This is a genomic window from Methylocaldum sp. RMAD-M (assembly GCF_017832375.1).
Classification (GTDB): Bacteria; Pseudomonadota; Gammaproteobacteria; order Methylococcales; family Methylococcaceae; genus Methylocaldum.
Map to the genome: position 1 here is coordinate 15,389 of NZ_JAFIBZ010000046.1, position 12,461 is coordinate 27,849.

The following is a 12,461-nucleotide window of genomic DNA, read 5'->3' on the forward strand; positions in this document are numbered from 1 at the left end:
AGATATATTAGAACGTTATGACCACGTCGGTGGAAAAGAGGAATTGATCGCTCTTCTTACCGGCAAAGCTTGCCGCTCCACCAGCATTGTCGTACGCGTCTGCCTTATCAGCCCAATCGTACCGAACGTTCGGACGCACCATCAGCCAATTCACCGGCTTCCAGTTCAAACCGGCCGTGAATGCATAATAGCTTGAGGGCCCAGGAACCGATGCCCCAACGACACCAGGTCTACCTGGTGAAAAGACCCGGACCCCGTCATCATCGCGGAACCACTCGGCACGGAGACCCACCGCAAGCTCGTCAGTCAGATCGTAGGTCAGATAGTTATTGATTCCGTACCAAGTCGCATCCTGACCATCTTCTTTAGCTTTGTTTTGAAAACCGTGGTCATGTTGAAAGGTGTAGTGCAACCCTTCCATGATGTCGTGCTTGATCACGATGCTGTACATGCTCCAGTTGTTATGATCCTGCTCCGACGTTTCGCCCGTGGTTCCCGTCACCGCAACCGAGGTTCCCTTACCATCGCTGGTCCAGGTTACGCCGCCGATACCGGCCCAGTTGCCGAGCCCCTTATCCCAGGCACCGTCCCACCCCCCCGTGTCGCTGCCGGTCACGCCCCCCGCCGTTATCGTCCAGTTCTGATCAATCGGGTAGCTCAACAACACACCGGTATGGGTGAACGGCTCACCATACTGCATGGTGTAAGCATGCGAGTAGAAGAAATTATCCGGTGCCGTCACCACTTCGTTGCCGATGATGGTGTAAAAATGTCCAATCTTCGCAGTGATGCCGTTACCGAAAGGCGCGAATATTTCAAAGTAGGCCTGTGGCAGCGCGATGTCATAGAAGCGCTCCTCGTTCATCAGACGGAGATCCCAATGTCCGCGGGGCGAACCGTAAGCCTGTGTAAATTGGGCGTCGGTGCCGAACATAAAGTCGAAGCGTCCGCCGAAATCCCAGGAATCGCCCTCTGTATTGACGGCACGCTGCAGATAAAAGTAAAGCTGATTCAGTTGAAATTCGGAGGCACGGTCATTGAACGTCACCGGCCCGTTAAATCTTCCGGCGGGCTCATTCGCGTTGTAAGTGATACCGGCGTTAATCCATCCACCAAATTGCAGCCCCAAGTTTTTCATGAATTGGGTATCGTTGACATCGGCGCCCATATAGCCGAGCAACCCGGTGGGCTCGCTCGCTTCCTCAGCCCCAACGGAGGCAGCGAAAACCGCTGCAAGAACGCCTAAAGCCACACGCCCCATTCGGATCTTGGATGAATTCTTATACATATCGCTTTTTCTCTTATGTTTTCTAGAACGATAGTCTTAAGGCAAAGTCCATACCAAGGCGAAAATAATGTGCCCTCAGTTACTTAAGTAACGCATCAGTAAGATTTTGCACCTGTTTGGTGCGCTCTTACGGCTAATTGCACCAAAACAACACTTTGTTGCAATTGACACAATCGGCCATCAAGATGACTTGAAGGCATCCGCAAAGCTAGCAACAGTGTATCAAGAAAGTCGATCAGAATTTTTCTGAAACGAGCTGCTCGGCACTAAACAACGGTTCAACTGGCAGGGAGTGCTTTTTGACCGTTCAGCGAATACACGAAATCATTCGCTCGGTTTATGGAACGCTCCATGGCTGTGATCAAGCCGGCAACCCCAACGGTCATCGCTGCCAATTCATGTTCCAGCGACGCAACCGCTTTTGCATTGAGGTTATGCTTCAAAAACAACACCTGATCTTGGAATACGCTCAGTACTGGCTCGATTTTGCCCTCGGCTCGACGCATCGCGGAAATCAATTGTCCGTAATGCTGCTGAGTGAGCTTAAGCTTTTGCCGACTGCTGCTTCGAAGGCTGCGGTTGGTGTACAGCTCCAACTCATCCTCCCATTCTGCAAAAAGAGCCTCGGCCACGTCCTGCACCGCCGCAATCCGGTCTTTGACTGCTAGAGCCTTGGCTTTACTGTAATCGAACTCGACTTTAATCTGTCGATATAAGTCTTCGAGCTCGCCACCCTGAAAGTCCGTAAGTGCGCTGAACTTATCCAGCGCACTTTGAAATTGCTCCTTGGCTTCTTCCAAACTGTCCCGCGCATTCTCCACACGACTGACGAGGATGTCTCGCTTATGATGCCCCGTCGACTCCACGGCGCGAAAATAGACCTTTTGACATTTTGATATCAAATACCGGGTCAAAGGACCCAAGAGCTGACGACATACCACGGCAAAACTAATTGGATTCGTATTGGAGGACTTATTCATAACGCACACTGCTTGTTTTTCGAGAAAAGCCAACGACAGCCATTTTAAAATCCGTATAAAACCGTTTGTAAGCTCATGGTGACAGCGTTATCATTTTTCACTTACAGAGGTCTTGAACAACTTTGCGTAAGATCCACGTCACGTTGCCGTAACGCAAACTCAATAAGCTTCGCAACGGAGTTTCATCATACAAAGGGAGATATTAAGTGAAAGCACTTAGCGAAAAGCATATGGTTGTTGTAACAGCCCTGGCGCTAGGTCTAATCATCTTCTGGCTAATCGCCTCTGATCCGCAAGCTACCACCGCCTCCACCTCATCACCTACGATAAATAACTCTCCTGATGTTGTCGCTACGGTCACGGCCGCACAGTCTTCCGACTGATTTTGTGAACCGCTTCGCCAAACGCTCGGTTCGGCGGTACCGACTTCGATAAGATTTTCTTCAAGAATGCCCCGGTATAGGAAGCCCTGTTTTCGGCAACCTGTTCAGGGGTGCCTTCCGCCACGATTAAACCACCGCCTTCACCGCCTTCCGGTCCCAAGTCGACCAGCCAGTCGGCGGTTTTGATCACGTCCAGATTGTGTTCAATCACGATCACCGTGTTGCCGTGATCGCGCAATTGATGCAGAACGCCCAGAAGTTGCCGAATGTCGTGAAAATGCAGTCCGGTCGTCGGCTCATCCAGAATATAGAGCGTTTTGCCGGTGTCCCGCTTCGATAACTCGCGGGCCAGTTTGACCCGCTGAGCTTCGCCGCCGGAAAGCGTCACCGCGTTCTGGCCCAAGCTGATGTAGCCCAACCCCACCTCCATCAGAGTATCGAGCTTTCGGGCAACGGCCGGAATCGCGGAAAAGAACTGACTGGCTTCTTCCACCGTCATTTCCAAGACTTCGTTTATCGTCTTGCCCTTGTAGCGGATTTCCAGCGTTTCTCGGTTATAGCGTTTTCCCTTGCAAACATCGCAATGGACGAAAATATCGGGCAGGAAGTGCATCTCCACCTTGATCACGCCGTCGCCGGCGCAAGCCTCGCATCGCCCGCCCTTGACGTTGAAACTGAACCGCCCCGGCGAATAGCCGCGTGACCGCGCCTCCGGGGTCGCCGCGAAGAGTTCCCGGATCGGCGTGAACAACCCGGTATAGGTCGCGGGGTTGGACCTCGGCGTGCGGCCGATAGGGCTTTGATCGATGTCCACCACCTTGTCGAAATGCTCCAGTCCGTCGATGCCGTCGCTTGATGCCGGCATCGCGGCGGCACCGTTGAGTTCGCGAGCCGCGAAGCGGAACAGCGTATCGTTGATCAGAGTGGATTTGCCGGACCCCGAAACGCCGGTCACACAGGTAAAAAGCCCCACGGGAAACGAAACGTCGATACCCTTCAGATTGTTGCCGCGGGCATTCCGGATCCGGAGCACGCGCTCCGGATCGGGCGGAATACGCCGCTCCGGCACGGCGATCTCGAGACGGTTGGAGAGATATTGGCCGGTGAGGGAATCGTCGTTTGCCATGATCGCTTCTGGCGTCCCCTCGGCCACGATTCGACCACCGTGAACCCCCGCCCCCGGCCCGATATCCACGACATGATCGGCAATCCGGATGGCGTCCTCGTCGTGCTCCACGACTATGACGGTATTGCCCAGGTCGCGCAAACGCAGCAAGGTATCGAGCAGCCGCTGATTGTCGCGCTGATGCAGGCCGATCGACGGTTCGTCCAGGACGTACATCACGCCCACCAAGCCGGCTCCGACCTGGCTCGCCAAGCGAATCCGCTGGGCCTCGCCGCCCGACAGGGTATCGGCGCTGCGCGCCAGGGTCAGGTAATCGAGCCCGACATTGACCAGAAACTGGAGACGCGCGGTGATTTCCTTGACGATCTTGGCCGCCACTTCACCCCGCCGCCCGGTGAGCGTCAGTTCGCCGAAAAATTCGAGTACGCGCCTGATTGGTAAGGCGGTCAGCTCCGGCAGAGAGGAATCGACTACGAACACATGTCTCGCCGCACGGTTCAGGCGGGTCCCCTCGCATTCAGGGCAAGGCTTGCTGGAAAGATACTTGGACAGTTCTTCTCGTACCATCATCGAATCGGTTTCGCGATAGCGCCGCTCCATGTTCGGAATGATCCCCTCGAAAGCATGCCGATGGACCAGCGTATCGCCGCGCGCGGTCAGAACCTTGAATGGAATCGTTTCGGTTCCGCTGCCGTACAGAACGATATCCTGAACCGATTTCGACAGTTGACCGAATGGCTGTTCCGGATCGAAACCGTAGTGCTCGGCCAGCGACTGGACCAAATGGTAGTAATAGGCGTTTCGACGGTCCCAGCCCCGCACGGCGCCGCCCGCCAGACTCAACTGCGGATTCTGGACGACCAGGTGAGGATCGAAGAACTGTTTGACGCCCAGCCCGTCGCAGCTCGGGCATGCTCCCTTCGGATTGTTGAAGGAAAAGATCCGCGGCTCCAGTTCGCTCAGGGAGTAGCCGCAATGCGGGCAGGCATATTTGTCCGAATAGACCAATTCGGTTTCCGAATCGTCCATGGACACTACCAATGCGATGCCTTCGGCCAACCGTAGCGCCGTCTCGAACGATTCCGCGAGGCGCACGGCCAGGTCCGGCCTCACCTTGAACCGGTCGACCACCACTTCGACGCTGTGCTTTCGGCGAAGGTCGAGCTTGGGGGGCTCGTCCAGCTCGTAAATCTCGCCGTCAATGCGGGCGCGGATGAAGCCTTGGCTGCGCAAGTCCTCCAGCACCTGAGCGTGCTCTCCCTTGCGCTCGCTGACCACCGGGGCGAGCAGCATCCAGCGGCTGTCCTCCGGCTGGCTGAGAACGTGGTCCACCATTTGGCTGACGGTCTGCGCCTCCAGCGAGATGCCGTGCTCCGGACACCGGGGCATGCCGGCGCGGGCGTAGAGGAGCCGGAGATAATCGTAAATTTCGGTGATGGTGCCGACGGTCGAACGGGGATTGTGCGAAGTCGACTTCTGCTCGATGGAAATGGCCGGCGACAAGCCCTCGATATGGTCGACGTCGGGCTTTTCCATCACCGACAGAAACTGCCGCGCGTAAGCGGAAAGAGACTCCACATAGCGTCGCTGCCCTTCGGCGTAAATGGTGTCGAACGCTAGCGACGACTTGCCGGAACCGGACAATCCCGTGATGACGATCAGCTTGTCACGGGGCAGGTCTAGGTCGATGTTTTTGAGGTTGTGGGTGCGGGCTCCACGGATCTGAATCGTGTCCATGCAAAATTCAAGCGCAAAACAGAACCTGTTACTATAGGCCGATTCCCGCCACTCGCAAAGGAGCATATTGCTTGAATCCGACCTTGCAACTCGACACTCCGATGACCCGAGCCGAGGTGCGCGCCAGCTTGTCTCTGGCCGCTATTTACATGTTGAGAATGCTGGGCATGTTCCTGATCCTGCCGGTTCTCTCGGTATTCGCCCGCGAGCTTCCGGACGCTTCGCCGCAATTGGTCGGATTCGCCATCAGCGCTTACGGCTTGACCCAAGCGATCTTTCAGATTCCCTTCGGCCTCTGGTCCGACCGCTATGGGCGGAAACGCCTGATCGTGCTCGGCTTGCTGCTCTTTGCCGCCGGCAGCGCGCTCGCCGCCCTGTCCGATTCGATCTACGGCATCATTGCCGGCCGGGCTCTACAGGGGGCCGGCGCTGTCGCCGGGGTCATCATGGCCTTGGCCGCCGATCTTACCCGCGAAGAACACCGCACCAAAGCGATGGCCTTGATCGGCATCAGCATCGGGATGTCCTTCGCGCTATCTATGGTGATCGGCCCGGTCCTCTCCGGCTGGATGGGGCTTCACGGTCTTTTCTGGATTATCACGGCATTGGCTCTGCTCGGTATCGTGGTGCTGTACAGCGTTGTGCCGACGCCGGCCGTGAGCCGTTTTCACCGGGATACGGAAGTGCGTCCGGCATCTTTGAAGACAGTCCTGGCAAATCGCGAACTTCTGCGGTTAGACCTAGGCATCTTCTGTCTGCATCTCGTCTTGACCGCTACTTTCGTAGTTCTTCCGCTGATTTTGCGCGATTCGCTACAGCTGGAAACGGCCAACCACTGGCACATCTATTTGCCCGTCTTTGGACTTGCCCTTGCCAGCATGGTTCCTTTCGTGATTCTCGCGGAGAAGAAACGCAAGATGAAAGCGGTATTCGTCTCTTTCATCGCGTTAATCGTCCTTTCGGACGTAGGGTTTACTTGGCTTCAACACGATTTCTGGATCATATCCGGGCTTCTTTACCTGTTCTTCACCGGCTTTAATCTTTTGGAAGCCACCCTCCCTTCGTTGGTGTCGAAGACCGCTCCTCTCGACCTCAAGGGTACTGCCATGGGCGTTTATTCCACGGCTCAATTTTTGGGCGCCTTCGTGGGCGGAGCTGGTGGCGGCTGGATTTACGGCCGCTACGGAATACCTTATGTCTTCCTGTTCTGCGCCGCCGTCGCTCTGCTATGGTTTATATTTGCCATCGGTATGAAAGCTCCCCGAGGTTTGAGCAGCCTCCTGGTTAACGTGAACGGATTGAGTCATGACCAAGCTTCCAGTTTGTCCAGACGATTGCTTCAAGTGCCGGGAGTTGCCGAAGCCGTAGTCCTGGCCGAAGACGGCGTGGCTTACCTGAAAATCGACAAAGAGAAGCTGGATCGCATGGCGCTGAGCGGATTGTTGCAGGAAGTCGCTGCATGAGCATGCCAAGGCTTCCGACAGTCTTTCGAAATCTGACGAAACCTGTAATTTTTACTTAAAAATTAAGAACTTCAGCCATAGCGGCAAGTCTAATATCTGTTTAAATTCTCAACCGTATCATCGATCGGAGATACCTTAATATGGCCACTCGCGGCGTCAACAAAGTCATACTCATCGGCAACCTAGGTTCCGATCCGGAAGTGCGTTACATGCCCAACGGAGGCGCGGTTACCAGTCTACGGCTCGCCACGAGCGAAACATGGAAAGACCAGCAGACCGGCCAACAACAGGAACGCACCGAATGGCACCAGGTCGTGTGCTACCGAAAGCTGGCCGAGATCGCCGGAGAATATTTGAAGAAAGGCAGCAAGGTATACATCGAGGGCAGTCTGCGCACGCGCAAATGGCAGGACAAGAACGGCCAAGACCGCTATACCACCGAAATCATCGCCGATCAGATGCAGATGCTGGACCGCGCCGGTGGTCCTTCGGCCGGCTCGGGCGGGCGCGGAGAATCCGATCGTTATGCGCCGCCATCTTCGGGATCTTCGAAGCAAGCCCCGCAGCCGGAGCCCGGATTCGGCGGCATGGACGACTTCGACGACGATATTCCGTTCTAAAGAAACTTCGCCCATCCCGAAGAAGCCCTCAAGCTTTTGTTTTCTAAATAAAGTTAGACAGAAAACCACAACGCGCGCGCCATCTTATTGATCAGGCCCGTAAATACCCTCCTGGTATTTCGGGCCGCCGCCCAGGCCCGGTACACGCCCGGCCTGGGCTCACGCGGCTTGTCGCCGCGCCGGGGCATCCCTGCCCCGGATTAACCCGGCCTATATTTATAGGCCGGGTTAATAAAGCAACTTTCGGCTTCATTTCCGGGTCCAACGCAGGTACCCGGTCGGTTATGAGACGATCTATATCCGCAAGTCGACCGGCTTATCTCTTGCCGTTTTTCCGAAGCCGGTAAAACGCCAACAAACCACTCAGCGCTGCGGCGGAAGAATCGAGCCTGTAGTTGATTTTTCTAAATGCCGGCGGTGTTTGAAGGGATTAAGTTGCAGCAAAACCACCCTTCGGTCGGCAACGAAACAACCCTGATACAGTTGGAGGTCAGCGATGGCAACAACGGAAGACATCACCAAAGATCTGAAGCAGGACTTGGCCACCCTCAAAGCCGACATGGGCAACTTGATGGCTGCGATGAAGGATTTGGGCGTCGAGCAAGGACGAACCGCTTACGCAAGAGCTCGGGAGGTCGGTGAACGCGCTCGCGGCCACGCGATGGCGGCCCAGGAAAGCGTAGAGCAATATGTAGAGTCACGCCCCTTGGCCAGTCTCTTAGTGGCCTTCGGCACAGGCTTCGCAATCGGCACGTTGCTTGGTACCCGTCGCTAACGGCGGGCCGCTGCCGTGATGCGATCATTCACAGACATCGTCGCTGCGGAAAAAGCAAAGCTTTGGCAGGGGCTGAGCCGATCGGCGGTACTGCTCTCCCTGGCAATTTTCGCCACATTGGCCGCATTCGGCGGCTTGGTTTTCGCGTTGCTTGGCGTCTATTTATCGCTGGAGGCGATGCTGGAGCCTTGGGTCGCCGGAGTAATCGTCGGCGTCGCCATGATTGTGATCGCTTTCATCGCGTTATGGGTTATTGCGCGATCTTTTACCAAACAGGGCAGAGCGGCGCCGTTGCCGCCGTCGTCGTCGAGAGCCTCCCTTGCGGCCGCGCCCCAGCCTCCCTCCGCCATTCCCGACACACTGCGCGCTACCGTAACTGATGCGCTCGGTGCAGCCAATATTCGAACCAGCGATATCGCGATCGCGGCCTTGGTTGCGGGGCTGGTTCTTGGCGCCAGCCCGCATCTAAGGCAACGCTTATTTCGTAGTATTACGAGAGACTGAACCAATCCGCCCGCCGACACTGTCTGCGGCAGGCGGATTATTCAGACTGCCAAGCACTCAGATTTGCGCTACATGCTTGAGAGCGGGGATGTTAGTTTCGTATCTCTTCGCCGGCTTGCATTTTATGGCGCGAAGCATGCGTGAGCGCTTGAATTCCGCCAGAACTCGGCTGACGCTTTCAACCGTAACGCCGAGAATCGCAGCCATTTCCTCGCAGGTCAGCAGAGTTACCGCAGTCGATGTCGAAGTATCGTTTTGAATGGCCGCCAGGAAGTTCACCAACCGGGCGACGCGCGCCTTTATCGATCCGGTGGAAAAGTCGGTAATCCAGATGTCGGCACTCTTCAGATGCTGGTACCAGCACTCGATGAGCCGACAATACAAATAAGGATTATCTTTCTTGAGCTGGGCAATCGTTCGCAACGGCGCACAAATCACTTCCACCTGATCGACCGCCACCGCCGTATGCTGATACGTCGGTTCGATCAATCCCCCGAGACCGAGAAATGCACATTTGGCATGAAGCCGAACGATACGGGCCCTCCCGTCGGGCGAATAGCTGATAAGCTTTACTAAGCCCTGCACAATCGCCAGCACGGTATCGGCCGGATCGCCTTCTCTGAAGATGATTTGTTTGGCGGCGAACGATTTTCGCTTGCCTCCTCGAAAAACCGTTTCCAAACCCGCCATGTCAAGGCCTGCCAATGCATCGCCGGTGTCCTCTTCAAACACCCGAGCCGCGGGATGCCGCGCGATAGGAGAAATGCTGCCCTTTCCTAAATTAGCCATGTGCCACCTCGTCGTCCTGATTGAAATCACACCTCGCAAGCCAACTCCTTGGAAGCTCGCCTATTGGAGAGATCCCCGGTTTGCGAGGTAGCCGACCATTCCTGGTCTATGCGCGGAACGGAACCGAGTTGATCCGCGCTGAGCTAGCAAATCTCAGATTAACAAATTTGCGGATCAAACTCATCCGGTAGACCACAGACTGAAAGCCGATGTTCTATATACCCCCAGCGTTCAGGCACCATTTCCCTCCGAACCGGGAGGCAAATTGGCTGGATGATGAACTTAATGCGTTGGGGCTGTGTCTGCGAAGTAGAGACCCGTGGATCGTGGATTCCGCATATATGGCGATAGAGGACTTGAAAAACTCGTCCGAACAACTCGAAAATCTTGCCGGCGGCATTCGCCTGTGTGTCGCATGTCGGCTTCACGAGAGCCGCCGACACGCAGTCCCTGGCGAAGGACCGGTAAATGCCGAAATCATGGTGTTGGGCGAAGGCCCGGGCGGCAAAGAGGATGCGGCTGGCCGGCCGTTTGTCGGCCCCGCAGGCCGGTATCTCGACACGCTCCTTCGAGGTCAGGGCATCGCCCGCGACAGGCTGTTCATTACCAACTGCGTCAAGTGCCGTCCGCCGAACAACCGCACGCCCCGGCGCGACGAGCTGAAAACCTGCACGAATTTGTGGCTGGAGCGTCAACTCGAGCTGATCTCGCCCAAGGTCATCGTGCTGCTTGGCCAAGTCGCCGCACGTCAGATGCTGGGCGATACCGCGACCGTTTCCGACTTGCATGGAACCACGCAGCCGCGCAACGGACGAAGCTATTTCGTAACTTATCATCCTGCCGCCGCCTTGCGTTTCGATTGGATCGCCGCCACCCTCCAGGAGGATTTCGAGATCCTGGGCAAGTTGCTCGCGCGCTCCACCGATTCATCTCAGTAGCTTTTCAGGCCTGGGTTTCACGGTCGTCGGAGCGGCCCGTCCACGGGACTTCAACGACGCGGAAAAAGGTGGCCTCCTTCCCTGCCCCACAAAGGACGCGGCGCTTGCGATACCTTCGTCACGACCCTGCCGGGCTGAATCCGGGATTCGGCGTCCGCGCACATTCCTGTTGCCGCTCTGTCCAAAAATCATTATCAATGCCCTTTGCAGCAAACAGCCTCCTGGATCAAACGTCATGAAAAGCTGGCCTTGGGTATCGATTGACCAGTCTTCGCTACGGAACCGGTTCGCCTACGTAAAAGCTTTGATCAAGAGGCTGATCAGAGACATACAGGAAGGCGGCCTGGACTACCGCGCCATGAGTCTGGTCTATACGACCCTGCTGTCGTTGACCCCGCTCCTGGCGGTCAGCTTTTCGGTACTCGCCGCGTTCGGCGTACACAACCAAATGGAGCCGCTCCTGCTGGAACTGGTGGCGCCGTTGGGCCAGCAAGGGAGGGAAATCGTTAACCGCATCATTGGATTCGTCAGCAACATTAGGGTCGGCGTATTGGGTTTCGTCGGTTTCGCCATGCTGTTCTACACGGTTCTCTCTCTACTGCAAAAAATCGAGGAGGCTTTCAACTATGTGTGGAGGGCCAAGAAATCGCGCAGCTTTCACAGACGGTTCAGCGATTATCTCAGCGTTCTTCTCGTGGGGCCGGTGCTGGTTTTCTCCGCTCTCGGACTCATAGCATCCATGGCCAGCACCGAAATCGCGCAGATAATCATCAGTCAGGAACCTTTCGGAACCTTGTATTACCTGTTGGGACTGATTCTTCCGTACCTCCTCATCATCGGTGCCTTTACCTTTGCTTATCGATTTCTTCCGAACACCCACGTGAACTTTCGTTCGGCTCTGGTCGGAGGCATCGTGGCCGGCATCGGCTGGCGCGGAGCGGGCTGGCTGTTTGCCGAATTCGTCGCCAACTCAGCCCGGTACGCCGCCATTTACTCCGGCTTCGCGATCCTCATCGTATTCATGATCTGGATCTACGTAAGCTGGCTCATTCTATTGATCGGCGCTCAGATTTCGGTTTATCACCAGCATCCGCGCTACATCCATCTGGCCGAGCGCGACGTCAAACTCAGCTATCAGCTCTTCGAACGCCTCGGTTTCTTGATCATGTACCTGATCGCGGAACACTTTCATCAGGGAAAAAAGCCGTGGACGACCGACGCCCTAAGCCAGCACCTCGGTCTCCCTGATCTCATGATCGAGAAAATCTTGGACGCGCTGAAAACACGGAATTTGATTCTGGTCGCGGTCGAAGGCGATCAAGGATTTGTTCCCGCCCGTGATTTGTCGGCCATCACGGTATCCGAAATTCTGGAAGCGATACGAACGTCGCCGGCTGAAACGTCGTCCATCGACAAGAACACTCTCTCGGTCCCCGCCGTGGATCATCTATTGGAAAGACTGCACACGTGCGGCGCACAAGCCACCGAGGGGCTTTCTTTGAAGGATTTGGTAGATGCTTGAACTCACGGCAGCCTAATACCGGAATCCAGTTGGGCTACAAGACGCCCCCCTTGCCGCCTGCTTGCTGCCGTTCTGGCATACTAAAACCCGAGCCCGTCGATTACTATCGCGTAGGTATCCACCATGTGCCAGCTCTTGGGAATGAACTGCAATGTTCCGACCGACATCTGTTTCTCGTTCGAGGGATTTCACGTACGCGGCGGATTGACCGATCACCACCGCGACGGCTGGGGCATCGCCTTTCCTGATTAGCGACGAAGTTCAGTACAGGCTCACATAGTGAGCCGCTAGGGTCCTTAGACTATGGGCATCTATCACAAGCGGGGTGTCCCATGC

The 12,461-nt window shown here is 55.9% G+C and carries 10 protein-coding genes and 1 pseudogene; 7 read left to right on the top strand and 4 right to left on the bottom strand.

Annotated features, from left to right (window positions below):
* Positions 1 to 7: 7 nt before the first annotated feature.
* The 3 genes from JOD69_RS23445 to uvrA form a co-directional block, all read right to left on the bottom strand.
* Positions 8 to 1,288 carry a porin gene (locus JOD69_RS23445; protein WP_086133599.1) on the bottom strand — a complete coding sequence of 427 codons (1,281 nt, stop codon included), beginning with the start codon at positions 1,286 to 1,288 and terminating at the stop codon, positions 8 to 10.
* A 278-nt stretch (positions 1,289 to 1,566) separates the two neighbouring features.
* Positions 1,567 to 2,268, bottom strand: coding sequence for a DUF2959 domain-containing protein (locus JOD69_RS23450; RefSeq protein ID WP_077727953.1), 702 nt, complete (start codon positions 2,266 to 2,268; stop codon positions 1,567 to 1,569).
* Between the two features lie 357 nt (positions 2,269 to 2,625).
* Positions 2,626 to 5,514, bottom strand: coding sequence for an excinuclease ABC subunit UvrA (gene uvrA / locus JOD69_RS23455; protein WP_086133600.1), 2,889 nt, complete (start codon positions 5,512 to 5,514; stop codon positions 2,626 to 2,628).
* Between the two features lie 71 nt (positions 5,515 to 5,585).
* On the opposite strand from uvrA, the gene JOD69_RS23460 reads away from it, so the two are divergent.
* The 4 genes from JOD69_RS23460 to JOD69_RS23475 all read left to right on the top strand — a co-directional run bounded on the left by JOD69_RS23460 (position 5,586) and on the right by JOD69_RS23475 (position 8,876).
* Positions 5,586 to 6,977 (top strand): MFS transporter, encoded by a 1,392-nt coding sequence (locus tag JOD69_RS23460; protein WP_348529983.1) that lies wholly within the window; start codon positions 5,586 to 5,588, stop codon positions 6,975 to 6,977.
* A gap of 140 nt (positions 6,978 to 7,117) precedes the next feature.
* Complete coding sequence (ssb, locus tag JOD69_RS23465; protein WP_086133601.1) at positions 7,118 to 7,597, top strand: single-stranded DNA-binding protein; 480 nt, start codon at positions 7,118 to 7,120, stop codon at positions 7,595 to 7,597.
* A 496-nt stretch (positions 7,598 to 8,093) separates the two neighbouring features.
* Positions 8,094 to 8,372, top strand: a complete 279-nt coding sequence (locus tag JOD69_RS23470) for a hypothetical protein (RefSeq protein WP_077727950.1) — start codon at positions 8,094 to 8,096, stop codon at positions 8,370 to 8,372.
* 18 nt (positions 8,373 to 8,390) lie between these two features.
* Positions 8,391 to 8,876, top strand: a complete 486-nt coding sequence (locus tag JOD69_RS23475; RefSeq protein WP_077727949.1) for a phage holin family protein — start codon at positions 8,391 to 8,393, stop codon at positions 8,874 to 8,876.
* Between the two features lie 57 nt (positions 8,877 to 8,933).
* Here JOD69_RS23475 and JOD69_RS23480 read toward each other — a convergent pair whose 3' ends face one another.
* Positions 8,934 to 9,665 (bottom strand): Crp/Fnr family transcriptional regulator, encoded by a 732-nt coding sequence (locus tag JOD69_RS23480; protein ID WP_077727948.1) that lies wholly within the window; start codon positions 9,663 to 9,665, stop codon positions 8,934 to 8,936.
* A gap of 326 nt (positions 9,666 to 9,991) precedes the next feature.
* Here JOD69_RS23480 and JOD69_RS23485 point away from each other — a divergent pair, with 326 nt between their 5' ends.
* The 3 genes and pseudogenes from JOD69_RS23485 to JOD69_RS23495 form a co-directional block, all read left to right on the top strand.
* Positions 9,992 to 10,603: a uracil-DNA glycosylase gene (locus JOD69_RS23485; protein ID WP_168183762.1), complete on the top strand. Its 612-nt coding sequence runs from the start codon at positions 9,992 to 9,994 to the stop codon at positions 10,601 to 10,603.
* Positions 10,604 to 10,838: 235 nt separating this feature from the next.
* The gene (locus JOD69_RS23490) at positions 10,839 to 12,125 is read left to right on the top strand and encodes a YhjD/YihY/BrkB family envelope integrity protein (RefSeq protein WP_086133603.1); all 1,287 of its coding nucleotides are present in this window, start codon (positions 10,839 to 10,841) and stop codon (positions 12,123 to 12,125) included.
* Positions 12,126 to 12,248: 123 nt separating this feature from the next.
* Positions 12,249 to 12,368: pseudogene (locus JOD69_RS23495) on the top strand (class II glutamine amidotransferase); the annotation flags it as partial.
* Positions 12,369 to 12,461 lie beyond the last annotated feature (93 nt).

Bases quoted from the DNA above. Each gene is read 5' to 3' on its own strand.
- JOD69_RS23450 (WP_077727953.1), bottom strand. From the start codon at position 2,268: ATGAATAAGTCCTCCAATACGAATCCAATTAGTTTTGCCGTGGTATGT.
- ssb (WP_086133601.1), top strand. From the start codon at position 7,118: ATGGCCACTCGCGGCGTCAACAAAGTCATACTCATCGGCAACCTAGGT.
- JOD69_RS23470 (WP_077727950.1), top strand. From the start codon at position 8,094: ATGGCAACAACGGAAGACATCACCAAAGATCTGAAGCAGGACTTGGCC.
- uvrA (WP_086133600.1), bottom strand. From the start codon at position 5,514: ATGGACACGATTCAGATCCGTGGAGCCCGCACCCACAACCTCAAAAAC.
- JOD69_RS23480 (WP_077727948.1), bottom strand. From the start codon at position 9,665: ATGGCTAATTTAGGAAAGGGCAGCATTTCTCCTATCGCGCGGCATCCC.
- JOD69_RS23475 (WP_077727949.1), top strand. From the start codon at position 8,391: ATGCGATCATTCACAGACATCGTCGCTGCGGAAAAAGCAAAGCTTTGG.
- JOD69_RS23445 (WP_086133599.1), bottom strand. From the start codon at position 1,288: ATGTATAAGAATTCATCCAAGATCCGAATGGGGCGTGTGGCTTTAGGC.
- JOD69_RS23490 (WP_086133603.1), top strand. From the start codon at position 10,839: ATGAAAAGCTGGCCTTGGGTATCGATTGACCAGTCTTCGCTACGGAAC.